Consider the following 25,242-nt stretch of genomic DNA (forward strand, 5'->3'; position numbering starts at 1 on the left):
TGGGCCGGTGGAGTTGCTGGGGTGCGGGCACGTCGGGCTGCCCGGTCCCGGGCTGATGTGCCGGCATCTGGTGGCGACCGCCGGCGCTCCGCATGCGCGGCACCTGCTCGGGCGGGGGCTCGACGCGGACCATCTGTGCCCCGGCTGCGACGCCGCGCCCTCGACCGCCGAGCTGGTCGAAGCCTGCGAGGGCTGTTTCGGGCGGCTGGAGACCGGCTGCGTCGCGTGGCGCGGCTCGCCCGGCATCGGCACCCGCCCGGAGCCGGTGCCGGCCGAGGTGACCTGGGTCGATCTGCCGCCGGTGGTGGACGTCGCGCCGATCGACGGGATGTCCACGTCGGCGTGGTTGCTGCTGCTCGAGGGCGGCGTGATCGCCCGCTTCGAGGACGGCGCGATCACCCCGGAAGGCGTGTGCGACGTGCCGCACGGGTCGCGGCTGCACTGCTCGCCGGACGGCCTCTTCGCCGCGGTGGTCCACGACTACGGGCGGCACGGGCAGCTGCTCGACCTGGCGGCGGGCACCGTGCGCCCGCTGTACGGCGGCGACCACGCGTGCGGGACGGTGCCGTTCTCGCTGGCCTTCGACCCGGCCGGGCGGGTGGTGGTGCGGACCGACTGGCACCGGCTGGCCGAGCTGGACGCGCGCACCGGGGAGGAACACCGCGCGACCGACGACGAGCTGGACTATTTCCACGGCCGCCTGAGCCTGTCGCCCGGCGGGCGCTGGATCGCCGACGACGGCTGGATCTGGGCGCCGATCGGCATCGTCCGGGTGTGGGACCGCGACCTCGCGGAATACCGCGACCTCTGCGACCGCGCCGGGCACTGGGACTCGCCGATGTGCTGGCTCGGCGACGACCTGCTGGTGGTGAGCGGCATCGGCGACGACGACCGGGCGATGCTGAGCGGGGTGCGGATCTTCGACGTGCCCACCGGCACCGAGCTGACCGCCTTTCCGGGACCGGACGGTGAGTTGTTCGCGGCGGGCCGGCGGCTCTTCGCGGCGTCGCCGTCCGGCCTGGAGATCTGGGACCCGTTCGCCGGCGTGCGGACCGGGGCGCTGGCGGGTTTCCACCCGCGGTGGCAGCACCGAGGCGCGGGCGAGCTGGCCGGCCTCGCCGACGGTCGCCTGGCGAGGTGGAGTTACGGTGCCCTTCTTCAGGGGTCACCGAGGCTCGGCTAGACGGCGTTGGCGATGCTCCAGGCCGTGATCAGGGCGGCCGCGGCGAGCAGGTAACCGAACGCCACGCCGAGGCCGCGGTAGGGCGGGCGGAGCGAACACGAGATGGCGGCGATGAGCGTGGCGGCCACCGCGGCGCCGAGCGGACCGATCGACACCAGCTGCTGGCCGGTCGCGCTGCAGATCAGGTGCGGGTCCTGGTCGCCGCAGGCGTCGCTGGCATAGGGCAGCACGAACAGGCAGAACAGCGCGCCGATGCCGGAACCGAGCAGCAGGAGCACGGTGAGCACGATCGCGGCGACCGGGCTCGGCTGCTCGGCGTGCAGTGGCGACGTCACAGCTGGTCAACCTACTCGCCCGGGCGGGTCACCGGAACAGCTGAAGATCGGAAACCTCGCGGCCGTTTTCTGCGGTGGTGACCTGCGGAAACGGGGCGCGCCCGGCAGGATTCGAACCTGCGACCGTCGGATTAGAAGTCCGGTGCTCTATCCGCTGAGCTACGAGCGCCTGGTGCTGGCAGGCACATACTAGGCGGTTGCCGACGTAATGTCGTCCGCCTTGTCCTCCGGTGCCGGTGGGACGTCGACCTGCGGCGTGTCGGGGGCCGGGACGAACGCGTCCACCCAGCGAGCCGTCTCGCGGAACAGCTCGGCGCGGACGTCCTTTCCGGACAGCGTCAGGTCGTGCATGCCGCCGTCGAAGCGGGTGATCGTCACGCGGGAGCCCAGCCGGGGCGCGTACTTCACGATGTGGTCGACGTTGAGCACCGCGTCGGTCAACCGGGCGTCGTCGGTCCACTGGTTGCCCCGGAACGTCCTCGTCGAGCAGGCCACCAGCACCGGGACGTCGATGTCCAGGCCGTGCCGCAGCCGCTGCTGGCCGCGGCGGATCGCTGCCACCCAGCCGGCCGTCACGGGGAAGCCCAGCAACGGTTTCCAGGCCAGGTCGTAGGTCCACTCGCCGCGGTGCTCGGCGTGCAGGCTCTGGCCGTAGACGCCCACGGCCCTGACCGGGAGCTTGCGGTAGGGCGTGCGCCTGCTCGTCGCGGCGAAGGCGATCCCCACCGCGTGGCGTACCAGCCAGGGTTTGTTGAAGTCGAAGAACGGACTGTTCAGCACCAGGCCATCGACCAGACCCTGGCCCTGCCGCGCGTGCGACCACAGGGACGTCGTCAGGCCGCCGGTCGAGTGCGCGACGACCAGCATCTGATCGTGGCCGTCGACCTCCCGGATGATGCGCGCCGACTCGTCCAGCTCGGGGAAGTACTCGGTCAGGCTGCGGCAGAAGTTCGGGGTCTGGTGCTCGAGCAGGCTGCGGCCGTATTTGCGCAGGTCGAGAGCGTAGAAATCCCAGCCCCGCTCGACGAAGAAGTCGGCCAGATGGGTCTGGAAGAAGTAGTCCACGAAGCCATGGACATAGAGCACCGCGCGCCGGCTCGGCGTCTCCGCCCGGCGGCGCACGAGGGTTGCGATGACCGGACCCTCGTCGTCCGTGCCGAGGTCGATGGTGTGCCGTTCGTAGGGCTGACCCAGGACATCCGTCTCCACGCCTGACAGGTTACCCACGGGTTCGGGTCCCCGCGCCATAGCAGATCCATTGCGGCTCGCGGCCCTGTCCACAATCCGCCGTTGTCCACAGCCGTGCCGGATTTCCTCGTCCTGATCTTGGCCCGGCCCGCCAGAGTCCTCCCCGCAAGCAAGCCAACAGACGAGAGGACCGATTCATCGTGTACGACACCCCCATCGTGATCGTCGGCAACGTGCTGACCGCGCCCGAGTGGCGGCGCACCACCAAGAGCAACACGCTGGTCGCCAACTTCCGGGTCGCGTCGACGTCCCGCCGCTTCGACCGTGAGAACAGCCGGTGGGTCGACGGCGACACCCTCCGGGTACGCGTGAACTGCTGGCGCCGCCTCGCCGAGAACGTCGGCGCCTCGATCACGGTCGGCGACCCGATCGTCGTGGTGGGCCGGCTCTACACCCGCGACTGGGTGGACGCCGACAACAACCCGCGGGTCTCGTTCGAGATGGAGGCCGTCGCCGTCGGGCACGACCTGTCCCGGGGCCGGACCAAGCTCTTCCGCACCAGATCCGCCAGCGTCAGCACCACCGCCGACGACGCCGACGGGATGGTCCGCGGCGAGACGGCGGAGGCGCTGGACGAGAAGCCGATCGGCTATGGCGAGGGCATCCCGGACGACACCGAGGAGCCGGCGTTCGTCGAGCAGCAGCCCGGCAAGGATCCGGCGACCGTGCTGGCCGGCGGCGGGTTCGAGCCGTTCGACAAGGAGATCGCCGAGCCCGCGCCGGCGCCCGCGCCTTCGCCCGCACCTGAGCCTGCGCCGGAGGTCGAGATCGAGGTGGAGCGGCTCGACGATGCCTCCGCGCGGCGGCCGCGCCGGCGGCGTCAGCCGGTCGCCGCCTGACCGCCGCCGCTCCGGGTGAAACAGCCCCCGCGACAACCCCCGGAGCGGCGGCCCCGGTGGATGCGCCGCCCCCGGCATGGCCGCGCGTCCACCAGAAAGGGGGCTTCCGGGTCGGCCGGGTTCGCTCAGGCCCGCGCCGACCCGGAGGCCCGCACCACTGCCAGGCCGATCGCCAGGACGGCGGCCGCCGCGCCCACGACCCCGGACACCCGGGCGGCCCGTCTCGCGTCGCCCGCGGACGGTCGTGGCCCGTCACCCAGCAGCGGCCGCACCTCGGAGCGCCCGAAGTAGACGTTCCGCCCGCCCAGCCGCACCCCGAGGGCCCCGGCCATCGCCGCCTCACACTGCCCCGCGTTGGGCGAGGGGTGGTCGTTGCGGTCGCGCCGCCACACCCGCCACGTCTCCCGAGGAGCCCCGCCCAGCCCGATCGTCAGCAACCCGGTCACCCTCGACGGCACCAGGTTCAGCGCGTCGTCGAGCCGCGCGGACGCCGCCCCGAACCGCTCGTAGCGCTTCGACCGGTGTCCCACCATCGCGTCCAGCGTGTTGGCCGCCCGATAGCCCAGCAGCCCCGGCAACCCCGCCACGCCACCCCACAGCAGCGGCGCCACCACCGCGTCGGACGTGTTCTCGGCGACCGACTCGACCGTGGCGCGCGCCAGTTCCGACTCGTCCAGCGCGGACGGGTCGCGCCCGCACAGATGCCCGAGTCGCCCCCGAGCCGCCGCCACGTCACCACGATCGAGGTGCCCCGCCATGGTCCGAGCCTCCCGGCGCAGCGTCCGCCCGCCGAGCGCGGTCCACGTCGCCGCCGCGGTCAGCACCGCCCGGGCCACCGGCCGCCGCCGGGTCGCCACCGCCGCGGCCACGCCGGCCAGCACCGGCACCCCGACCGCGATGGCGGTGAAGGCCACGCCCGCCCGGCGGTTCGGCGCGTACATCCGCCGCTCGAGGGCGCCGGCCGCCTGCCCGAAGCCGGCCACCGGATGCCACCGCCGTGGGTCACCGAGCGCCATGTCGAGCACATATCCAGCGGCCAGCCCGGCGGCATCAGCGGCATTGATCACGCTGCCAGTCTGCCCGGACCGGTCGGCTAGTTTGAAGAAGTGAGCGGCGGGCTTCTGGTGGCGGGCACGACTTCCGATGCCGGCAAGAGTGTGCTCACCGCGGGCATCTGCCGGTGGCTGCGGCGCCGCGGGGTCAAGGTGGCGCCGTTCAAGGCGCAGAACATGTCGAACAACTCGGTCGTCGTGGTCGGTCCGGACGGCCGTGGTGGCGAGATCGGCCGGGCACAGGCGATGCAGGCCGCCGCGGCCGGGGTCGCGCCGGACCTGCGGTTCAACCCGGTGCTGCTCAAGCCGGGCAGCGACCTCTCCAGCCAGGTGGTGCTGCTGGGCGAGGCGATCGACACGGTCACCGCGGGCAACTACCGGTCGTTGCGGCCGCGGCTGGCCGAGACCGCGCACGCCGCGCTGGCCGAGTTGCGCGCCGAATACGACGCGGTGATCTGCGAGGGCGCGGGCAGCCCGGCCGAGATCAACCTGCGCGACGGCGACTTCGTGAACATGGGCCTGGCCCGCCAGGCGGGGCTGCCGGCCATCGTGGTCGGCGACATCGACCGCGGTGGTGTCTTCGCCGCCCTGTTCGGCACGGTCGCCCTGCTCAGCCCCGAGGACCAGGCTCTGGTCGCCGGCTTCGTGATCAACAAGTTCCGCGGCGACCTCGGCCTGCTGCGTCCGGGCCTCGACATGATCACCAAGGTCACCGGCCGGCCGGTGCACGGCGTGCTCCCGTTCCACCTCGACGTCTGGCTCGACGCGGAGGATTCGCTGGCCTACGGCCGGGTGCTGGGCCGGCCGGGGCCGCCGCGCGGCAGCGAGTGGTTGCGCGTCGCGGTGGTCCGGGTGCCGCGCATCTCCAACGCCACCGACGCCGAGGCGCTGGCCACCGAGCCCGGAGTGCGCGTCCGCCTCACCGTCGAACCCGCCGAACTGGCCGACGCCGACCTGGTGGTGCTGCCCGGCTCCAAGGCGACCGTGAGCGACCTGGCCTGGCTGCGCGAGACCGGGCTGGCCGCCGCGATCCTCGAGCACGCCGCCCGGGGAAAGCCGGTGCTGGGCATCTGCGGCGGCTTCCAGATGCTCTCCCGCGCCATCCACGACGACGTCGAAAGCCGCCGGGGCAGCGTCCCCGGCCTGGGCCTGCTGCCGGTCGAGGTCACCTTCGCCGGCCGCAAGACGCTGGCCCGATCGGAGGGGCACGCGCAGGGCGCGCCGGTCCACGGCTACGAGATCCACCACGGGTACGTCTCGTCCGGCCCGGCCGGCCAGCCGTTCCTGCGCTATGCGGACGGCCGGGGCGAGGGCGCCGTGGCCGGACCGGTGAGCGGCACCCACTGGCACGGCGCGTTCGAGTGCGACGAGTTCCGGCGCCGCTTCCTGACCGCCGCGGCCGCGCAGGCGGGACGTCACGGGTTCACCGTCGCGCCGGACACGAGCTTCGCGGGCGTACGCGAAAAGGCCCTCGACGTCCTCGGTGACCTGGTCGAGCAGCACCTCGACACGGACGCCCTGTGGCGCCTCATCGAGAGCGGCGCCCCGGCCGGCCTGCCCGTGCTCCCGCCCGGTGCGCCGTGACCGCCGAGCGCTTCGCCGACCTGGCCGCCGCCGTCCGGGCCGTGCTTCCACGCCTGGGCGAGACCCGGCTGGTCGCCGTCGACGGGCCGAGCGGGGCCGGCAAGACGTGGTTCGCCGAGCGGCTGGGCGCGGCCGTGGGCGCTCAGGTGGTGCACACCGACGACCTGCTGGACGGCTGGGACGACCAGTTCGCCTTCTGGCATCGGCTCGAGGAGCAGGTGCTGATGCCGCTGCGGGCGGGCAAACCGGGCGAGTTCCGCCGCTACGACTGGGTGCTCGGCGGGTTCGGCGACGAGGTGGTCCGGGTCGAGCCGGCCGACGTGGTCATCCTCGAGGGGGTGTCGGCGGCGCGCTCGGCGATCCGGCCCGAGACCAGCCTCGCGGTGTTCGTCACCGCGCCCGGCCATCTGTGCGTCGAACGGGTCGTCACCCGCGACGGGGGACACGATGTTGCATTCGCGGCGTACTTTGAGCGCTGGCGGCTTGCCGAACAGCGGCATTTCGCCGACGACGACACCGCAGCGCACGCCGACGTCCTGGTCGACGGCGCGACCATGGTCGACCAGGAGCGATACGAAAGGCTCTGGCGGTTGCCCGGCGGATTAGGCCACGATCAGTCGCAGACGCGGCGAGGACGGGGTGGGGACGATGACGACCGAGGATGACAACCGCCCGGCCCGGCGCCGGGTCACACTGACCGGCATCAGCTCGCGGGCCTGGGAGCACCCGGCCGACCGCGGCGCGCTGACCGCGTTGCGCGAGCTCCGCGGGTTCGACGACGTGGTGAAGGCGTTCTTCGGCATGTGGAACGAGCGGGCCTTCCGGCTCGCCTTCCTGGCCAACGCCATCCGCGTCGACCATCGGCAATACCCGCGGGTCTACCAGCGCTTCACCGAGGCCGCCGCGACGCTCGACGTGGCCGAGCTGCCCAAGCTCTTCGTGACGCAGGACCCGATGATCAACGGCCAGGCCATCGGCATCGACAAGCCGTTCATCGTGATCACCACCGGGGCGGTGGAAAAGCTCGACGACGAGGAGCTGCGCGCGCTGCTCGGCCACGAGATCGGGCACGTCCGCAGCGGTCACGCGGTCTACAAGACGATCATGATGATCCTCACCCGGTTCGCGGTGAACATCAGCTGGCTGCCGATCGGCGCGATCGCGCTGCGGGCCATCATCGCCGCGATGTTCGAGTGGTGGCGCAAGGCCGAGCTCTCCGCCGACCGCGCCGGCCTGCTTGCCGGCCAGGACCCGGCCGCCTCCACCCGCCTGCTGATGAAGCTGGCCGGCGGCGGCGACCTCACCCAGATCGACACCGCCGCGTTCCTCGAGCAGGCGGCTGAATACGAGGGCGGCGGCGACCTGCGCGACAGCTTCCTCAAGCTGGGCATGACGGTTTACAGCAGCCACCCGGTGCCGGTGGCCCGGGCCGCCGACCTGCGCAGGTGGATCGACTCGGGGGAATACGCCCGGATCCTCGAGGGCGACTACCCGCGGCGCGACGGCGACGGCAACGCCTCGGTCTCCGAAGAGGTCAAGGCCGCGGCAAACTCCTACCGCGAAGACTTCAACAACTCGCAGGATCCGCTGGTCAACCTGCTTCGCCGCTTCGGTGACGGCGCCGCCGACCTGGCCGGATCCGCCGCCCGCGGCGCCCGTGACTGGGCGTCCGGGCGAGGTCGCCAGGAGGATGACACACCCCCGGCATAGAGTCGGCACATGACCCTTTCTGACGACGATCTGCGTGCCGCCGTGGCACGCGAGATGCCCGGTGTCCGTGCCGATCTCGAGCGCCTCGTCCGCATCCCGGGCATCGCGTTCGAGGGCTTCGACCACTCCCAGGTGGAGCGGTCCGCGCAGGCGGTCGCCGAGCTGCTGCGCGGGTGCGGCCTCGACACGCAGATCGTCCGGGGAGCCGGTCAGCCGGCCGTGATCGGCCGCAAGCTCGCGCCTCCGGGAGCGCCGACCGTGCTGCTCTATGCGCATCACGACGTGCAGCCGGCCGGCGACCCCGCGCTGTGGGCCAGCGACCCGTTCGAGCCGCAGGAGCGTGACGGCCGGCTCTATGGTCGCGGCGCCGCCGACGACAAGGCCGGCGTGATGGCACACGTGGCGGCGCTGCGCGCGTTCGGTGACCAGCTCCCGGTCGGTGTGGTGGTGTTCGTCGAGGGCGAGGAGGAATACGGCTCCGAGTCCCTCGACGAGATCATCGCCAACCACCGCGAGGAGCTTCGCTCCGACGTGATCGTGATCGCCGACTCCGGCAACTGGGACATCGGCGTGCCGGCGCTGACCACCTCGCTGCGCGGTCTGGTCAACCTGTTCGTCGAGGTAAAGACGTTGCGCAACGCCGTGCACAGCGGCATGTTCGGCGGGCCGGTGCCCGACGCGCTGACCGTGCTGGCCCGGCTGATCGCGACCCTGCACGACGACAACGGCGAACCCGCGGTCGATGGGCTGATCGGCCGCGAGGGCGCGTCGGTGGACTACCCGGAGGACCGATTCCGGCACGAGGCCGGCATGCTCGACGGCGTCCGGATGACCGGCGGCGGCACGATCACCGACCGCATCTGGACCAAGCCGTCGATCGCGGTGCTCGGCATCGACGCGCCGCGCACGCTCGAGGCGGCCAACGCGCTGCAGCCGTCGGCCAAGGCCAAGCTGAGCGTCCGGCTGGCCCCCGGCGACGACCCCAAGTCGGCCTATGCGGCGGTCCGCGCCCACCTGGAGAAATACGTGGCGTGGGGCGCGCACGTCGAGGTCACGCTGGAAGCCGACGGCAACCCGTGCGTGATCGACGCGACCGGCCCGGCCTATGACGCCGCCCGCGCCGCCTTCCGCGAGGCGTGGGACGGGGTGGCGCCGGTGGACATGGGCGTGGGCGGTTCGATCCCGTTCATCGCCACGTTCCAGGAGCTGTTCCCGCAGGCGGCGATCCTGGTCACCGGCGTCGAGGACCCGCACGCCGGCGCGCACGCGCCCAACGAGAGCTTGCACCTGGGCGAGTTCGCCCGGGTCTGCCTGGCCGAGGCCCTGCTGCTGCGCAACGTGGCCTCGCTCGGCACGTGAGATGAAGACCTGCGAGGTGCTCGTCGCGGGCGCCGGGCCGACCGGGCTGATGCTGGCCAACTGGCTGGTCAAGCTCGGCGTCGACGTGCTTGTCGCGGACGGCAAGGAAGGGCCGACGCGCGAGTCGCGGGCGCTTGTGGTGCAGGCGCGCAGCCTGGAGATCTATGACCAGCTCGGGCTGGACGTCGTCGGGCAGGCTCAGCGCGCCACGGCGCTGGCGCCCGGATTCGGTGCCCGGGTCTTCGGTCGGATTCCGCTGGGGGCGGCGGGGGCGGGGCTCACCCCGTACCCGTGGATTGAAGTTCTTGAGCAGAGCCGCAACGAGCAGCTTCTCTATGCGAATCTCCGCGCGCTCGGCGCGGACGTGAGCTGGGGCGCGTCGCTTTCCGCCCTCTCCCTTTCCGGGGACGACGGTGTCGTGGCCACGGTCGGTGGCGAAGAAGTGCGGGCGCGCTTCTGCGTCGGCGCGGACGGCGCCAACTCGATCGTGCGCCGCTCCCGCGAGATCGACTTCGAGGGCGTGACGAACCCGCACCGGTTCTACGTGATCGACGCGACCGGAGCCGGCGGGCTGGTCAGCAACGCGATCAACGTCCGGCCCGGACGCTCGGAGTTCCTGATCGCGTTCCCGATGCGGGGTCGCGGCAATTGGCGGCTGATCGGCCTGATCGAGGACGACGACGTGACCGAGGAGGACCTGCGGCCACGGCTGAAGGAGAACTTCGCGGTGACCTATGGCGGCAGCCGGTGGTTCGCGACCTACCGGGTGCATCACCGCGTGGCGTCGTGCTTCCGGGACGGACCGTTCTTCCTGGCCGGCGATGCCGCGCACGTGCACTCGCCGGTCGGCGGCCAGGGCATGAACACGGGCCTGCAAGATGCCCACAACCTGGCCTTCAAACTGGCGGACACGCTGCGCGGCCGAGCAAGCTCGGCGTGGCTCGACCGGTACGAAGCCGAACGCCGCCCGGTGGCCAAGATGCTGGTGGCGACGACGGATCGCCTGTTCGGCCTGGTCACCTCACAGAAGCCGGCCCAGCGCCTGGCCCGCCGCCTGGTGGTCCCGCTGGCCGCGCCGCTGGGCGTGCGGGTGGCGCCGCGCTCCCGCTTCTTCGAATACGTCTCCCAGATCCGCATCCACTACCGCCTGACGCCCGACGCGCCCCGACACCCGGTGGTGGGCCGCCGGCTGCCCTGGACAGGCGACAACTACGCCCCACTGAAAGCCCTGAAATGGCAAATCCACGGGTACGGCGCACAGCTACCCACCCCGTCCTCCCCGCCGGCCGCAGAGCCCCCTTCCTCTCCCTCCGCTCCGCCGCCGGCTCCTTCGTTGTCGACCGCTTCGTCCGCGGATTCGGTGTTGGAGCCCTCGGCTCCGCCGTCCACCGCTTCGTCCGCGGATTCCGCTGCGTTGGAGTCCCCGGCTCCTTCGTTGTCGACCGCTTCGTCCGCGGATTCGATGGGTTCGGGGTCCGAGGCCCAGGCGTTCGTGTCGTTGCCGTCGTCGTCTCCTGGCTCGGCGGGGTTGTCCCTGCCGTACTTTTCTTTCCCTGCCGCTCCGGACACCCCTCTGCGCCCTGACCTGCTCTATCTCGTGCGGCCGGACGGTTTCGTGGCGGCCGCGGCACCCCCGTCCACGGCCCTCGCGGAGTTCTCCACACGGATGGGTGATCTGGGCTTGCTCGTGTGATCACTCCTGATAGGATTCGAACATGCGTTCGAATGAACTGATCACGCGACTCCGCGCCGCCGTCGGCGCGCTGGTGGATGTGGACGTCTCGGGTTGGGACGACATCGCGCTGAATGATCACCTGGCCGAGCTGTCCGCCGCTCTGTGCGAGGTAGACGCCGAGCTGAGCCGCGTGGCCGACGCGGTCCGAGCCCGCGGCTTCCGCGTGGTCGAGCCCACGGCCGCATGACCCCCCGACGCCGCCTCCTGGCGTTCCTCTTCTTCCGCCCGCCGCCGATCCACGCTTCACGTTCCCGCTCAGCCAGATCCTTCTCGTTCCACCTGGCCCTGTCCGGCCTCCATTTCTTCACCCCACGGCCCCCGGACCCTTTCGACCAGCCGCCGCTGATCAGCGAGCCGTCCTATCGCCGAGCACCAACCGTTCCGGACAACCCGCAGCGCGAGTCCCCAGCATCGAAGCCACCCGAGAGCCGTCCGGCGCCTGCGGCCGGCGTCACCGGTTCGAATCTGCCGCAGCGGGACGCCGCCCCGACGGCGGCGGCCGATCCATCCACATCAGACCTGACCCTGTCGTCCCGCACATAGTCGTCCCGGCTTGCCCGGCCGGGTCGGTGACGGACCGCCGCATGTCCCCGCGGCGCCCGTCATGCTCCACCCCCACCCCATGGGTGGCCTGGCCGCCCGCCGTCCACCGGGCGAGCCCGGCCACCCACCACCTCAGCCCCGCCCCGAGGCGGTCGGTCCGACGGCCTCGCCGCCCCGGACCGGGCATGGGCCCCGGCGCGCTTCACGGGGGAGCGTGCCGGGGCTTGCCTGTCTGCCTTCGTCGCGGTTGGCTGCGACGGATCACAGGCCGGGCTCTCTTTGTGATCGCCGCGGTCTCGGTGCAGCCGTAACCCTGTCCACCAGCGACGCTCTGGCGGTTCACCAGCGTTGGCGCTTTGGCTTGCTCACCCCGCGCTCGGTCCGACCTCAAGCTGCCCACTCACGCTCGGCGTGGCCTCGCGTTCGCCTTCGCCCTTTGTCGCGCGGGCTCGGCGGCCAGGTCCGGCGTCGTGTTCAGTTCGCGTTGCGCGGGTTCGGTGGTCTGTCGCGGGGTTCTGCCCGAGGTCGTGTTCGGTTCGTGCTTCGCGGGTTCGGTGGTCTGTCGCGGGTTCTCCCCGATGTTGTGTTCAGCTCGCGCTGCCCGGCTCGGCGGCCTGGCCCGGGCTCTGCCCGGTGGTTTTTGAGCTCGCGCTGCCCGGGCTCGGCGGCCTGGCCCGGGCTCTGCTCAGTGTTGTGTTCAGCTCGCGCTGCGCGGGTCCGGCAGCCCGGCCCGGGCTCTGCTCAGTGTTGTGTTCAGCTCGCGTTGCGCGGGTCCGGCGGTCTGCAGCGGGCTTCGCCTAGTGATGTGTTCAGTTGCTGCTGCGCGGGTCCGGTGATCTGCCGCGGGCTCTGCCCGGCGCGGTGTTCAGCTCGCGCAGTCCGGGCTCGGTGGCCTGTCCCGGGCTCTGCCCGGCGTCATGCTCAGTTCGCGTTGTGCGGAGTTGGCGGCCGCCCCATGTTTGGCGTCGCCTAGTGCCGTCTCGCTGCGCCGGCTCGGCGGCCCGCACCGCCTCGCAACCACCCTCCGCCACGAACACGACGAGCTGCCCCGGACTCCGCTCAGTCGCCGATGAAGTAACCGGCCAGGACGACCTTCTCCAAGGCGGGATCGTCAGGAAGAGGCATGCCCTCGCAAGTGAAGCCGAACATCGCCCTCAACGCGTCCTCCGCCATCTCCAGCGGGTGGAACGGCAACGGATACGGCTCATCGTCGACCTCGACGGGATGCTCGCCGGCCCAATACGGCGCTTCGAAAGCCAGCGGTGTGCCGATGTTCTCCATGATGCCGGAGTCTGGGGACAGGCTCAGCGACCGCCGCAAGGTTCCGTCCGGCGTCCAGATCGCGTAGGCGAACCAGTCGACGACGCTGTGCATGGCGTGCAGGTGGAGGGTGCGGCCGCGGGCCTCGGCGCGGAACGGTGGGTCCAGCTCGGAGGGGCGGTCCAGGCCGGCGTCGCCGGTGCAGATCACGGTCAGGCCGGGCAGGCAGGCCGCATAGACGTGCCGGTCCGGCGGGTTGGTGTTGCGGAAGAGCGTGCCGTCCGGAATTTTCGAGATGGCTCGGTGGGGATGGAGCCGCTCAATCAGGTGATCTGTTGCCGGGCGGTCCAGCGGAGGGGCAGCCTGGAGGATCGGGCGGATCTCGCTGTCGGCGTACAGGAGCATCCAGTCTTTTGCGCCCATCTCAGGCCGGCCTTCCGACGGCCTTGACCATCGCGATGGTGTCCGCTTCGGCGGCCGGCTTGTCGTCGCGGTAGCGCAGCACCCGCGCGAACCGCAACGCCACACCGCCCGGGTAGCGCGGCGAGGTCTGCACGCCGTCGAAGGCGATCTCCACCACCTGCTCCGGCCGCACCGTCACCACCCAGCCGTTGTCCTCGATGGCCAGTTCCTTGAAGCGCTCGGTCTGCCAGCGCAGCAACTCGTCGGTCAGGCCCTTGAACGTCTTGCCCAGCATCACGAAACCGCCGGTCTCAGGGTCGCGGGCGCCCAGGTGCAGGTTGGACAGCCAGCCCTTGCGCCGGCCGTGTCCCCACTCGACGCCGAGCACCACCAGATCGAGGGTGTGCCGCGGTTTGACCTTGACCCAGGCCGAACCGCGACGGCCCACGTCATAGGGCGCCTCCTGCGCCTTGATCACCACGCCTTCCTGACCCGCGGCCAGCGCCTCCGCGAACGCCGCCGACGCCTGCTCCTCGGTCTCGACCGTGCGACGACCGACGATCAGGTCGGACGGCAGGGCGTCGGCGAGCGCCGCCCACCGGACCCGGCCGGGCTCGTCGAGCAGATCGGTGCCGTCGAGGTGCAGCAGGTCGAAGAACCAGGGGGTCAAGGCCGAACCGGTCTGGGCGCCGCGGGTGGCGGCTCGGCTCGACGTCTCCTGGAACGGCCTCGGCCGCCCCTCCGCGTCGAGCGCCATGGCCTCGCCGTCGAGCACGATCTCTCGGGCCGGCAGGGCACGCGTCGCGGCCACGACCGCGGGCAGCCGGGCGGTGATGTCGTCGAGGCTGCGGGTGAAGACCGCCACCTCGTCGCCGGAACGGTGCACCTGGATGCGGATGCCGTCGAGCTTGACGTCGACCGTCGCGGGAGCGCCGGTGGCCAGCAGCGCGGCCGAGACGTCGGTCGCGCTCTGCGCGAGCATCGGGGTCAGCGGCGTGCCGACTCGCAGGCTGATCTCGGCCAACGCCGCGGTGCCGCCGGTCAGTGCGGTGACCGCGACTTGCTTGAGGTCGCCGGACAGCAGCAGCGCCCGCCGCACCGCGGTGACCGGCACCTCGGCGGCCTTGGCGATCGCGTCGGCCAGCAGCCCGGCCTGCGCACCCTGCCGCAACTCGCCACCGAAGAGCCCGACCAGCAACCGCTGCTCGTCAGCGGTCGCCGCGGCGAACAACGCACCGATCAGCGCACGCCGCCGCGCCTGCGAACCCGCGCCGGCCACCACCGAGATCTCGGCGATCGCGGCATCGACAGCGGCCACGGTCAGCGTGGGCGTCTCGCTGGGCGGCGGCCGATCACGCAGGCTCGCATAACCCACGCCGGTCTGCCGCTGCCGCAACTCGCCCGCCAGAAACGCCGACCCGGCCGCCAGCTCACCCGGATCAAGCCGGCGCAGCGCATCGGCCAGCAACTCGATCTTGGCCTTGCGCCCCGAGGTCGAACTCACCGCCGCCGAGGTCGCCGCCACATCAACGAACAACACGCGCTCATCCTGGCAGCCCCCTACGACATTTTTCCGGCCGCCGGAAACTCAACTTCAAGATCCAATTCAAGATCAGGTCGTAGCGAGGTGGTGGGTGCAGACCGTCACTCCCGTCGAGGGTCGGCTCGCTGGCGCTCGCCTCCACCTGCGTAAGTGGTCACCCCCAAACCGAAAGGCGCCGCCGCGGACCGGATGAGGTGTCGGGCGCTTTGAGGTGGGGTGAGTTTCCTCCGCTTCCGCTGACGCGGAGAAGTTCGGATGGCCGCACCACATCCGCCGGGCCGCCGTGGCCGGCGTGCCGGTGGACACGGCCGCCTGCCCCACTCGGCCGCTATGACCGCTATGACTGCTATGACCGCGAGTTGGGTGAGCGCGCGGTCGAGTCGGCCCGTCAGGGTGGAGGCCGGTCCGGGAGATTGCCCGGGTGCCGTGGATCTGGCTCACGCGCGGTCGGACGGGTGCGGCGGACCAGGTCTCGCCCGACAGGGCGGGCCAGGTCTCGCCCGACCGGGTGGGCCAGGTCTCGCCCGACCGGGTGGGTGCGGCCGGGCAGACGTTGGCGGGTCAGAGGGCGGCGAGCGAGCGGATGTAGTTGACCTGCTGGTGGAAGTAGGCGACCTGATTTTGATCGGTGACCGGGATGCGAGCCACGTATTGCTGGAGGCCGTTCGTCACGACGACCTGGACGGTGCCTCGCGAGATGGTCTCCTTGACCAGCAGGAAGAGCAGGCTGAAGACGGTCAGCACGCAGAAGCCGACGATCGCGCAGACGATCGCCCACTGGGGGATGCGCTGCTCGTGGTGCCAGTAGTCACTGACCTGCCAGGTCGAGCCGGCCAGCGGGATGTCACCCGCGGGGGTGTGGATCACCGACGAGGTGACGCCGATCTCGCCCACCTGCACGATCACCGGACCGCCGGCGGCGACCAGGCCGGAGCCGGACGTCGGCACGTAGGGGTCGGGCGGGAACTGGGTGTTCGGGAAGGGATTTGGCGCGGGCCCGACGTGCGGCGTCGGGGGTGGGTAGGGGCTCGGCGCGGGCGCCGGCCCTGGTGGGAACGGCGTGTGCGGGAAAGGATCCGGTGCGGCTCCACCCGGAGGCACCGGGCCGGCCGGCTTGTCGGGCACGCCCCAGGGATCGCTCGGTGTGGAGGTCACTTTCGCACCATAACGCGGCGTGCCCAGCCACGTTGACCCGAGTCACTCCCGACTGACCCGTCAGCGGGCCCGCATGCGACTCCGGACAGGAGGACGTCCTTTGGGCTGACCTGGCGGTGGGCCTGCAGGCGGCTCCGAACAGGAGGGCGAGCGTGGACGGGCCGGGTTGGTTGGGGCTGGCCCGGTGGCGGGCCGGTGAGCGACTTCGAACAGGGTCCAGCCGGGGAACAGCGTTACTCCGGCCGCCGCGCGGCTGGAACCGCGGGCGCCGGCGTCTCCGGACGGCCACCCCCGCCGGTGGTCCCGGCGCGGTCGGTGTCGTCCAAGCGGTCGGTGTCGTCCAAGCGGTCGCTGTCGTCCAAGCGGTCGCGGCGCGGTTTAGGGGCGTCGCCGTGGGCTTCCTTGCGGGCCTGCCAGCCATACGCCAGCAGCGCCATCAGGGCGAAGAGCCACCACTGAACGGTGTAGCCGCCGTTCTGCCACGCGTCCTCGTGGTCGATCGGGATCGCCGTGAAGCCGGCGGCTGGGGACGTGTCCAGGACGTAGGCGCCGTAGAGCGGGTAGGGCATCTCCGGGGCCAGGCGCGGCAGGGAGATCCGGCGCGTGTCGATGCGGCCGTCCCGGCGCTCCAGCGGAGCGGGGCGGCTCTCCGAGCGGTGGATCTGCCCGACCACCGTGACCACTCCGGCCGGCGGCGGGGTCGCCACCGGGGCCGCGATCGCGCCGCCCGGCGCCGGTGGCACCCAGCCTCGGTCGATCAGCACCGCGGTGCCGTCGGCGAGCACCAGCGGGGTCACGATCTCGAAGCCGACCGCCCCGCCGACCGTTCGTCCCCGGGCCTGGATCTCGTGCGCCGGGTCGTACGTGCCGGTGACTGTGATCTTGGTCCAGGCGAGGTCGGCGCCGGGCGCCGGACCGGCCGCGCCCGCCGTGGCCGGCCTGCTGAGGATCGAGGTGAGCGGCACCGCCGCGACCGAGTCCGCCGCGTCGATCCGCGCGTTGATCGCGCTTCGCTCCTGGTATCGGTGCAGCTGCCAGTTGCCGAGGAACACCATCACCACCGAGGCGGCCACGGTGAGCGCCGCGGCGGCCAGCCAGCGCGGCGTCAGCAGGAACCGGTACACACGTCCGAGGTTACCGGGCCCCCCAAGATCACAGCGTCGGGGCGCGCTCCGGGTAGGGTGCAACGTCCGGCCGACGTGGCAACACAGGGCCGGGGCACCGGGGGCGGTGCCTGAAGGGGGGAAACAATCGTGTCCGCTTTGCCGCGCGTGGTGGTGAGCGCGCCCGCGTCCGGTCACGGCAAGACCGCGATCGCCGTGGGGCTGCTGGCGGCCTATGCGTCCCGGGGGATGACGCCGGCCGGGTTCAAGGTCGGGCCGGATCACACCGATGCGGCATATCTGGGGATGGCCGCCGGTCGGCCGGGCCGCAATCTCGATCCCCGGCTGGTCGGCCCGGCGCGGATCGCGCCGCTCTTCGCGCACGGCGCGGCCGGGTCGCGGGTCGCGGTGATCGAGGGCGCGATGGGCCTGTTCGACAGCCTGACCGGCCAACCCGAGATCGACGGTACGGCCGCGGTCGCCGCCGCCCTCCGCGCACCCGTCGTGCTGGTGATCGACGTGGCCGCGATGGGTCACTCGGTGGCCGCCGTGGTGCACGGCTTCCGGATGTTCGACGAGATGGTGCACCTCGGCGGCGTGATCCTCAACCGGGTCGCCTCGCCGCGTCACGAACAGCTCCTGCGCAGCGCGCTCGACGACATCGGCATGCAGGTGTTCGGCGCGCTGCGGCTCGGTGACCTGCCGAACGTGCTGCCCGCCCGCGCGCAGGGGCCGGTGCCGGTGGCACACCTGACGGGTGACGCCGGACGGGCCATGCAGCTGCTCGGCGAGGCGGTCGGCCGCGGCGTGGACCTGGACCGGCTGCTCGGCCTGGCGTCCTCGGCGCCCGCGCTGCCCGGCCCGATCTGGTCGCCCGCCGAGGCGGTCGGCGGCTCGCTGCCGCACGAGCAGCGCCCGGTGATCGCGCTGGCCGGCGGGCCGGGGGTGGCCTATTCATATGTGGAGACGGCGGAGCTGCTGACCGCCGCCGGCGCGGACGTCGCCGTGGTCGATCCGCTGCGCGACGATCAACTTCCGCCTGGCGTACGCGGCCTCGTGATCGGCGCCGGCCTCCCGGAGTCCTACGCGGGCGACCTGGCGAACAACTGCCGCCTGAGTGCCGCCGTGGCGGACCTGGCCGAACGCGGCCTGCCCATCGTGGCCGAGGGCGCCGGCCTGACCTGGCTCACCCGTGACCTGGACGGCCTCCCGATGTGCGGGGTGCTGGACGCCTCCGCGCGCAGCGGCGAGCAGATCGTGGCGGGCTACCGCGAGGCGACCGCCGCCTCCACGTCCGTGGTCGCCCCGCCGGGCGCCCGGATCACCGGCTACAAGCAGATCCGTGCCGTGGTCACCCCGCGTGCCGGCGAGGTGCCGGCCTGGACCTGGTCCGGTGGCCACGCGGAGGGTTTCGTCTGGCGTCAGGTGCACGCCTCCCAGCTCGGCCTGCACTGGGCCGGCGCCCCGGAGATCGCCCGCCGCCTGGTGGCCGCCGCGTTGCCCGCGCCGCTGGGCGGGGAGAAGACGGCGGAGCTGAACGTGCGCCAGATCGCACAGATCTCGGAGCCGCAGGTCGCCGAAGCGGACACGGCGGATGTCGTATCCCATCCGTAATGTATGGGGAACACAGCTGACGGAAGGAGGCAGACCATGGCCGATCGCGTGCCACTGGACTTCGACCCGCCGGTGCGTCAGCTCAGAGCTCTGCTGCTCGGCGTCGCCGACGAGGACCTGACCGCCCCGACCCCGTGCCCCGACTGGACGGTCGGCACGCTGCTGCACCACATCATGGGCCTGTCCTATGCGTTCGCCGCCGGCGCGCGCAAGGCGGAGGATGCGGCCGGCACCTCGGGGCCGGCGCCCGAGCCGTCCGCCGCCGAGCTGCCGCCGCATTGGCGCAGCCGCATGCCGGTGCTGCTGGAGGAGCTGTCCACGGCGTGGAAGGATCCGGCGGCCTGGACCGGCACGGCCACGGTCGGCGGCGCGACCATGCCGGCCACGCAGATCGGCATGTTCGCGATGAACGAGGTGGTGCTGCACAGCTGGGATCTGGCGCAGGCGACCGGTCAGGAGTTCGCGACCGACCCGCGGGTGCTGGAGACGCTGCTCGAACTGCTGTCCCAGGGGCCGGCCGAGGGCAAGCCGGGGTTGTTCGGCCCGGCCGTCGCGACCGACGACGAGGCGACTCTGATGGATCAGGTGGTGGCCCGAGCCGGCCGTGACCCGCGCTGGCAGCTCACCGGCCGGCGGCGGCGTAAGGGCTTCACCGCACCGTCGACTTCGGCGGCGGGGTGAACTTGGCCTTGGGCTGACCCTTGAGCGCGTCCTTGAGGGTCTGCGCGACGGTGAACTTCGAGATCGTGCCGCGGCTGGTGCCCACCACGTTGTCGGGGTTGTCCGGGTCGGCGACGAAGGCCGCGGCGGCGAGTTGCGGCGTGAAGCCGATGAACCAGGCCGTCTTGTTGCTGTCGGTGGTGCCGCTCTTGCCGGCCACCGGGCGGTGCAGGGTGGCGTGCACCATCGGCGAGGTCTCCCAGCCGCCGCAGCTGCCCTTGGCCGAGCCATAGCCGGTGACGCATCGGGCGGCGTCGGTCGCGGCCAGCGCCACGTCCCGGTCGAGGGCCTGGTGGCAGCGCGGGTTGGCCACGTCGACGCCTTTGTAGCCGGCGTTCTTGCCGTCCGGCCGGGCGATCGAGCGCACCGGCAGCGGCTCGCAATATTTGCCCTCGGCGGCGAGTGTGGCGAAGACGTTGGACATCTCCACCGGGGTCGCGTCGCTGACCCCGAGGGTGAAGGAGCCCCAGCCGTCGGCGCGGTCCGGCGCGGCCATCATCCGGTCGATGTCGGTGCGCCACCTGAGCCCCAGCCGTTCCGCCATCCTGACCGCCTTCTCCGAGCCGATCTTCTGCTCGAGCCAGACGAAGTAGGTGTTCACCGACTTGCCGAAGCCGCTCCACATGGTCTGCCGGCCGCTCATCGACTTGCTGGAGTTCTTCGGGCACCAGTGGATGCCGCAGGCGGACGGGCCGGGCGAGGTGATGTATTTGGTCCGGAACCGCGGCGGCGCGTTGAAGGACGTGGACAGCGGCAGGCCCTCGTCCAGCGCGGCCAGCATGGTGAAGATCTTGAACGTGGATCCGGCCTGATAGCCGGCCATGTCACCGCCGCCGAGCAGCGGGTTCACGGTGTTCGGGTAGTTGCCCTTCAGCCCTTCCTTCCGCTTCGCCCGGTCGGTGTGCTTGCCGTTGTCCTCCTGGTCCAGCGAGTACTTCCGGTTCACCGCCATGGCCAGCAGCCGCCCGGTGCCGGGCTGGATCACCACCTCGCCGTGCGCGTATTTGCTCTTGCGCTTCTCCTTGTCGAGCACGTGTTCCAGGGCGGACGACTGGATCTTCGGGTCGATCGTGGTGACCACCCGGTAGCCGCCGCGGCGCAGCGCCTCCTCGCGTTCCTGCGGGGTCGGTCCGAAGGCCGGCTGCTCGAGCCACCAGCTGCGGAAGTAGTCGCAGAAGAAGCCCCAGTCGTTGTGCTCCTCGGAGACCGAGACGCAGTCGTTCGGCGGCGAGCTGAGCCGGAGCTTGATCTTCGTCTTGGCGGCGGTGGCGGCCTGTTCCCCGGTGATCACGCCGATCTTGCGCATCTGCTCGATCACGTAGTTGCGCCGGTCGGTGGCGGACTTCTGGTCCCCGCCCGCCGGGTCGTAGGCGGACGGCGCCTTGACCAGCCCGGCGAGCAGCGCCGATTCGGTGAGCGTGAGCTTCTTCGGAGACTTCGAGAAGAACACCTGCGCGGCGGCATAGATCCCGTACGCGCGGTGCCCGAAGTACGCCGAGTTGAGGTAGCGCTGCAGGATCTCCTGCTTCGTCACGCGCTTCTCGAGCTCGATGGCCAGGCGCATCTCGCGCAGCTTGCGGGCGGCGGTCTGCTCGGTGGCCTCGATCGCCGCCTTCGGGGTCTTCGCGCCGTCCCGCAGGGCCATCCGGACGTACTGCATGGTCAGCGTGGACGCGCCCTGGGAGACGCCGCCGGCCTGCTGGTTGGCCACGAACGCGCGCGCCACGCCCTTGGCGTCCACGCCGTTGTGGTCATAGAAGCGGCTGTCCTCGGAGGCCACGATCGCCTGCGTGATGTACGGCGACATGTCCGCGAGCTTGGTCGGCTTGCGGTGCTCCTCGTAGAACGTGGTGAGCAGGGTCTTCCCGTCGTTCGCGTACACGAAAGTGGTCTGCGCGGACGGCACCACCGAGAGCTCCTCCGGCATGCTCTGCAGCGCATCCGACCCGGCCTTGATCCCATAGCCCGCCATCGCGGTCAGCGGGTAGGCGAGCCCGGCCACCACCACCCCGGCGATCAGGCCCGCGCGGATGAGGGGGGCGATCCGACCGGCTGCGGAGAGGGGGCGCGTCATCACCCTTCGAAGGTATGACAAAAGCGCTCACATCCGCCCTAAACAGCCGAAGTGAGAGTGACATCGTGATCCTGCATGCTGATCCCGTGACGTTCGACCTGGGACACCACGGTGACGCCGAGGTCGGTGGCGATCTGATCGACCTCGCCGTCAACGTGCGTCACGGGCCGATGCCACGCTGGCTGGCCGATCCGATCGCGGCCTCGGTGACGCGGCTTGCGGCGTACCCGGATGGAAGCGAAGCGACGAGGGCGGTCGCGGCCCGGCACCGCCGCGACGAGGCCGAGGTGCTGCTCACGGCGGGCGCGGCCCAGGCGTTCGTGCTGCTGGCGCAGGCGTTCCGGGGAGCGCGCCGGCCGATCGTGGTGCATCCGCAGTTCACCGAGCCCGAGGCGGCGCTGCGCAACGCGGGTCATGAGGTCGAGCGGGTGCTGCTGAGCGAGTCGGACGGCTTCCAGCTGGACGCGCGGCTGGTCCCAGCTGACAGTGACCTCATTGTCATAGGAAATCCGACAAATCCGACGTCGATCCTGCATCCTGCCGAAGAGATCGCCAAGCTCGCGAGGCCGGGCCGCACCCTGGTCGTTGACGAGGCCTTCGCCGACACGACCTATCGCGACGGCACAGCAGGGGAGCCCGAGTCGCTGAGCAGCGAGAAACTGTCCGGCCTCGTCGTTCTGCGCAGCCTCACCAAAACATGGGCGCTGGCCGGTCTGCGCATCGGCTACGTGCTCGCCGAGAGCGGGATCATCGAGCGACTCCGGCGCAGCCAGCCACTCTGGCCGGTCTCGACCCCGGCGCTGGCGGCCGCGACCGCGATCGCTTCCGACCAGGCGGTGGCGGCCGAGAGGGAGATCGCACGTGCGATGGCCCGGGACCGCGCGGTTTTGACAGAAGCCCTGAAAAGAGTGCCGGGCGTCACGATCACCGGCGAGCCGGCCAGCGCATTCGTCACGATCAAGCTGGCCGGAGCCGACAAGATAAGGCTCGAGCTGCGCGAACGTGGCTGGGCGGTGCGTCGCGGCGACACCTTCCCGGGGCTGGGTGCCGACTGGCTGCGAATCGCCGTGCGCGACACTGCGACCACGGAAGCATTCGCCGCCACGCTGGCGGACGTGATCAAGGAGCAGCAGTGAGTCTGGAGAGCACGATCGCCGCGATCCGGCCCGCCGACGACGCGGCCATGGCCGCGGCGCGGGCCCATCAGGCTCGGTTGACCAAGCCGGCCGGTTCGCTGGGCGCGCTCGAGGATCTTTCGGTACGCCTGTCCGGCCTGGCCGGAAGCTGCCCACCCCCGATGCCCGAGCCGGCCACGGTCGCCGTGTTCGCGGGCGACCACGGCGTGCACGGCCGCGCGGTCACCCCGTGGCCGCAGGAGGTCACCGCCCAGATGGTGGCGAACTTCGTGGCCGGCGGCGCGGTGGTCAACGCCTTCGCCCGGCAGAACGGCGCCGACGTGCTGGTGGTCGACGTCGGCGTGGCGATCCCGCTGCACGGCGGCCCGAATCTGCTGGACGCCAACATCCGGCGCGGCACCCGCGACTTCACCGCCGAGCCCGCGATGACCGCCGAGGAGGCCCGCTCGGCCGTCGAGGTCGGCATCTCGGTGGCCCACGCGCTGGTCGAGGCCGGCGCGAAGTGCCTGCTCACCGGAGACATGGGCATCGCCAACACGACCCCGGCCGCGGCCCTGATCGCGGCCTTCACCGGCGCCGATCCGGCCGCGGTGACCGGCCGCGGCACCGGCGTCGACGACGAGACCCTGGCCCGCAAGATCAGCGTGGTGGCGGATGGCCTGGCTCGTCATGAGCCCGACGCAACTGATCCACTGGGCGTGCTGGCCGCCGTCGGCGGGCTCGAGCACGCCGCCCTCGCCGGCTTCATCCTGGGCGCCGCCGAGCGCCGGGTCCCGGTGATCGTCGACGGGGTGATCGCGCTGTCCGGTGCGCTGGTCGCCGCCGCTCTGAGCGGGGACGCGGTGGCCGCGATGGTCGCCGGCCACCGGTCCACCGAGCCGGGCGCGTCGGTCGCCCTGGTGCACCTCGGCCTGATCCCGCTGCTAGACCTGGGCATGCGGCTGGGTGAGGGGACCGGCGCGGTGCTCGCGCTGCCGATCGTGGCGAGCGCGGTGCGGGTGCTGCACGAGGTGGCGACGTTCGACGCGGCCGGAGTGTCCGAGAAGTGAACCTCTACCCTCTGGCGCTGCGGCTGACCGGGCGCCGGGTGCTGGTCGTCGGCGGCGGCGCGGTGGCCACCCGCCGGATGCCCGCGCTGCTGGCCGCGGGCGCCCTGGTCGAGGTGGTCTCGCCCGAGCTGACCCCGGCCCTGCACGGGATGGCCGGCCAGGGCCGGATCACCTGGGTGCCGCGCCGGTTCGAGCCGGCCGACGTGCTCGGCGCCTGGCTGGTGCAGGTGGCGGTCGACGATCCCGCCGCGGCCGAGCTGGTCAGCCGGTCCTGCGAGGAGCACACCATCTTTTGCGTACGCGCGGACGACCGCGACGCCGCCACCGCCTGGACCCCGGCCGTCACCCGGCACGGCGAGATCACCGTGGCGGTGACCGACAGCGGTGACCGCCGCCGCGCGATGGGCGTCCGCGACCTGGTGGCGAACGCGCTCGAGTCCGCAGCGCCGGCCGAGCCGATGCCGGCCGGTGTCGCGCTGGTCGGGTCGGGGCCGGGTGACCCCGAGCTGATCACGGTGCTCGGCCGCCGCCTGCTGGCCGCCGCGGACGTGGTGGTCGCCGACCGGCTGGTGCCCGGCCCGCTGCTCGGGGAGGTGCGCCCGGACGCCGAGTTCGTGGACGCCGCCAAGATCCCGTACGGCCCGTCCGCCGCCCAGGAGGAGATCAACCGGATCCTGGTCGACCGCGCCAAGGCGGGCAAGTTCGTGGTGCGGCTCAAGGGCGGCGACCCGTACGTGTTCGGGCGCGGCGGCGAGGAGGCGATCGCCTGTGCCGAGGCGGGCGTGCCGGTGCGCGTCGTCCCGGGCGTGACCAGTGCGGTGGCGGCGCCCGCTCTGGCCGGCATTCCGGTCACGCATCGCGGGGTGGCGCACGAGTTCACCGTGGTCTCCGGGCACGTGCCGCCGGACAGCCCGGAGTCCCTCGTGGACTGGGCGGCGCTGGCCCGGATGCGGGGGACTGTGGTCGTACTCATGGGGTTGAAGAATCTGCCTCTGATCGCCGGCGCGCTGGTCCATCACGGACGGAGCGCGGACACCCCGGCCGCTATCGTGCAGGAGGGCTCGCTGGAAGCTCAGCGCAGCCTGCGCAGCACACTCGGATCGGTGGCCGCGGATGCCGCCGAAGCCGGCATCCGCCCGCCCGCGGTCGTGGTGATCGGAGAAGTAGCGGCGATCGTCGCTTGATTGTGTCACGACGGGGTAACGGAGAGAAATGGACGACAGACCACAGATGACGTTGTCCGGCATCGTCCTCGATGCCCCGGACGCGAACGAGTTGGCGGCCTTCTATCAGCGTCTGCTGGGCTGGCCGGTCGCGCAGGACGAGCAGGGCTGGGTCAAGCTGAGTGCGCCCGCCGGCGGGCCCGGCCTCTCCTTTCAGACCGAGGACGCCTATGTGCGCCCGGTCTGGCCGGCGAAACCGGGCGATCCGCAGATGAGCGTGCACCTCGACATCCAGGTCGAGGATCTGGAGCTGGCCGGGAAGCACGCGGAGAAGGCCGGCGCCACGATGGCCGACTTCCAGCCGCAGGACGACGTGCGGGTCTATCTCGACCCGGCCGGTCATCCGTTCTGTCTCTTCTTGTAGCTACTGCTGTC

The 25,242-nt window shown here is 71.8% G+C and carries 22 protein-coding genes and 1 tRNA gene; 14 read left to right on the plus strand and 9 right to left on the minus strand.

Features of this window, described 5'->3' with window-relative positions; genetic code table 11:
• The first annotated feature begins 7 nt into the window (after positions 1 to 7).
• The gene (locus ACZ6TI_RS29010; protein WP_465348332.1) at positions 8 to 1,183 is read left to right on the plus strand and encodes a WD40 repeat domain-containing protein; all 1,176 of its coding nucleotides are present in this window, start codon (positions 8 to 10) and stop codon (positions 1,181 to 1,183) included.
• Here the strand turns inward: ACZ6TI_RS29010 and ACZ6TI_RS29015 are convergent.
• The 3 genes from ACZ6TI_RS29015 to ACZ6TI_RS29025 all read right to left on the minus strand — a co-directional run bounded on the left by ACZ6TI_RS29015 (position 1,180) and on the right by ACZ6TI_RS29025 (position 2,727).
• Positions 1,180 to 1,518, minus strand: a complete 339-nt coding sequence (locus ACZ6TI_RS29015) for a hypothetical protein (protein ID WP_465348333.1) — start codon at positions 1,516 to 1,518, stop codon at positions 1,180 to 1,182. The genes ACZ6TI_RS29010 and ACZ6TI_RS29015 overlap by 4 nt on opposite strands.
• 96 nt (positions 1,519 to 1,614) lie before the next feature.
• A tRNA-Arg gene (locus ACZ6TI_RS29020) sits at positions 1,615 to 1,687 on the minus strand.
• Positions 1,688 to 1,707: 20 nt separating this feature from the next.
• Entirely contained in the window at positions 1,708 to 2,727 is a 1,020-nt protein-coding gene (locus ACZ6TI_RS29025; RefSeq protein WP_465348334.1) for an alpha/beta hydrolase, read from the minus strand.
• Between the two features lie 179 nt (positions 2,728 to 2,906).
• Here ACZ6TI_RS29025 and ACZ6TI_RS29030 point away from each other — a divergent pair, with 179 nt between their 5' ends.
• Positions 2,907 to 3,605, plus strand: a complete 699-nt coding sequence (locus ACZ6TI_RS29030) for a single-stranded DNA-binding protein (RefSeq protein WP_465348335.1) — start codon at positions 2,907 to 2,909, stop codon at positions 3,603 to 3,605.
• 125 nt (positions 3,606 to 3,730) lie between these two features.
• Here the strand turns inward: ACZ6TI_RS29030 and ACZ6TI_RS29035 are convergent, their stop codons facing one another.
• On the minus strand, positions 3,731 to 4,672 hold the full coding sequence (locus ACZ6TI_RS29035; protein ID WP_465348336.1) for a cobalamin biosynthesis protein: 942 nt from the start codon (positions 4,670 to 4,672) through the stop codon (positions 3,731 to 3,733).
• Positions 4,673 to 4,711: 39 nt separating this feature from the next.
• Between ACZ6TI_RS29035 and ACZ6TI_RS29040 the strand changes: the two genes are divergently transcribed.
• Genes ACZ6TI_RS29040 through ACZ6TI_RS29065 form a run of 6 tightly spaced genes read left to right on the plus strand, consistent with a single transcriptional unit; the run spans position 4,712 to position 11,232 of the window.
• Positions 4,712 to 6,241: a cobyric acid synthase gene (locus tag ACZ6TI_RS29040; protein WP_465348337.1), complete on the plus strand. Its 1,530-nt coding sequence runs from the start codon at positions 4,712 to 4,714 to the stop codon at positions 6,239 to 6,241.
• Complete coding sequence (locus ACZ6TI_RS29045) at positions 6,238 to 6,906, plus strand: uridine kinase family protein (protein ID WP_465348338.1); 669 nt, start codon at positions 6,238 to 6,240, stop codon at positions 6,904 to 6,906. Before ACZ6TI_RS29040 ends, ACZ6TI_RS29045 begins: the two co-directional genes overlap by 4 nt.
• Positions 6,890 to 7,951: a M48 family metallopeptidase gene (locus ACZ6TI_RS29050; RefSeq protein ID WP_465348339.1), complete on the plus strand. Its 1,062-nt coding sequence runs from the start codon at positions 6,890 to 6,892 to the stop codon at positions 7,949 to 7,951. Before ACZ6TI_RS29045 ends, ACZ6TI_RS29050 begins: the two co-directional genes overlap by 17 nt.
• 9 nt (positions 7,952 to 7,960) lie before the next feature.
• Positions 7,961 to 9,310: a M20/M25/M40 family metallo-hydrolase gene (locus ACZ6TI_RS29055; protein WP_465348340.1), complete on the plus strand. Its 1,350-nt coding sequence runs from the start codon at positions 7,961 to 7,963 to the stop codon at positions 9,308 to 9,310.
• 1 nt (position 9,311) lies between these two features.
• Complete coding sequence (locus tag ACZ6TI_RS29060) at positions 9,312 to 11,003, plus strand: FAD-dependent monooxygenase (RefSeq protein WP_465348341.1); 1,692 nt, start codon at positions 9,312 to 9,314, stop codon at positions 11,001 to 11,003.
• A 22-nt stretch (positions 11,004 to 11,025) separates the two neighbouring features.
• Positions 11,026 to 11,232 (plus strand): hypothetical protein, encoded by a 207-nt coding sequence (locus ACZ6TI_RS29065; protein ID WP_465348342.1) that lies wholly within the window; start codon positions 11,026 to 11,028, stop codon positions 11,230 to 11,232.
• A 1,415-nt stretch (positions 11,233 to 12,647) separates the two neighbouring features.
• Here ACZ6TI_RS29065 and ACZ6TI_RS29070 read toward each other — a convergent pair.
• The 4 genes from ACZ6TI_RS29070 to ACZ6TI_RS29085 all read right to left on the minus strand — a co-directional run bounded on the left by ACZ6TI_RS29070 (position 12,648) and on the right by ACZ6TI_RS29085 (position 17,072).
• Complete coding sequence (locus ACZ6TI_RS29070; protein WP_465348343.1) at positions 12,648 to 13,253, minus strand: DUF6928 family protein; 606 nt, start codon at positions 13,251 to 13,253, stop codon at positions 12,648 to 12,650.
• A 19-nt stretch (positions 13,254 to 13,272) separates the two neighbouring features.
• Positions 13,273 to 14,790, minus strand: a complete 1,518-nt coding sequence (locus tag ACZ6TI_RS29075) for an ATP-dependent DNA ligase (protein ID WP_465348344.1) — start codon at positions 14,788 to 14,790, stop codon at positions 13,273 to 13,275.
• Between the two features lie 564 nt (positions 14,791 to 15,354).
• Entirely contained in the window at positions 15,355 to 15,948 is a 594-nt protein-coding gene (locus ACZ6TI_RS29080) for a hypothetical protein (protein WP_465348345.1), read from the minus strand.
• Positions 15,949 to 16,181: 233 nt separating this feature from the next.
• Positions 16,182 to 17,072 (minus strand): SURF1 family cytochrome oxidase biogenesis protein, encoded by an 891-nt coding sequence (locus ACZ6TI_RS29085; RefSeq protein WP_465348346.1) that lies wholly within the window; start codon positions 17,070 to 17,072, stop codon positions 16,182 to 16,184.
• Between the two features lie 129 nt (positions 17,073 to 17,201).
• Here ACZ6TI_RS29085 and ACZ6TI_RS29090 point away from each other — a divergent pair, with 129 nt between their 5' ends.
• A complete protein-coding gene (locus ACZ6TI_RS29090; protein WP_465348347.1) occupies positions 17,202 to 18,665 on the plus strand; it encodes a cobyrinate a,c-diamide synthase in 1,464 nt (487 codons plus the stop codon).
• Positions 18,666 to 18,701: 36 nt separating this feature from the next.
• Positions 18,702 to 19,346 (plus strand): TIGR03086 family metal-binding protein, encoded by a 645-nt coding sequence (locus ACZ6TI_RS29095; RefSeq protein WP_465348348.1) that lies wholly within the window; start codon positions 18,702 to 18,704, stop codon positions 19,344 to 19,346.
• Here ACZ6TI_RS29095 and ACZ6TI_RS29100 read toward each other — a convergent pair.
• Entirely contained in the window at positions 19,315 to 21,462 is a 2,148-nt protein-coding gene (locus tag ACZ6TI_RS29100; RefSeq protein ID WP_465348349.1) for a transglycosylase domain-containing protein, read from the minus strand. The genes ACZ6TI_RS29095 and ACZ6TI_RS29100 overlap by 32 nt on opposite strands.
• An 11-nt stretch (positions 21,463 to 21,473) precedes the next feature.
• Between ACZ6TI_RS29100 and cobC the strand changes: the two genes are divergently transcribed.
• Genes cobC through ACZ6TI_RS29120 form a run of 4 tightly spaced genes read left to right on the plus strand, consistent with a single transcriptional unit; the run spans position 21,474 to position 25,231 of the window.
• Positions 21,474 to 22,595: an Rv2231c family pyridoxal phosphate-dependent protein CobC gene (gene cobC / locus ACZ6TI_RS29105; RefSeq protein WP_465348350.1), complete on the plus strand. Its 1,122-nt coding sequence runs from the start codon at positions 21,474 to 21,476 to the stop codon at positions 22,593 to 22,595.
• On the plus strand, positions 22,592 to 23,644 hold the full coding sequence (cobT, locus tag ACZ6TI_RS29110) for a nicotinate-nucleotide--dimethylbenzimidazole phosphoribosyltransferase (protein WP_465348351.1): 1,053 nt from the start codon (positions 22,592 to 22,594) through the stop codon (positions 23,642 to 23,644). Before cobC ends, cobT begins: the two co-directional genes overlap by 4 nt.
• Positions 23,641 to 24,828 (plus strand): uroporphyrinogen-III C-methyltransferase, encoded by a 1,188-nt coding sequence (gene cobA, locus ACZ6TI_RS29115; protein ID WP_465348352.1) that lies wholly within the window; start codon positions 23,641 to 23,643, stop codon positions 24,826 to 24,828. The genes cobT and cobA overlap by 4 nt, the downstream gene beginning before the upstream one ends.
• 28 nt (positions 24,829 to 24,856) lie before the next feature.
• Positions 24,857 to 25,231 (plus strand): VOC family protein, encoded by a 375-nt coding sequence (locus ACZ6TI_RS29120; protein WP_465348353.1) that lies wholly within the window; start codon positions 24,857 to 24,859, stop codon positions 25,229 to 25,231.
• Positions 25,232 to 25,242 lie beyond the last annotated feature (11 nt).

Source organism: Actinoplanes sp. NPDC051388 (assembly GCF_055586225.1).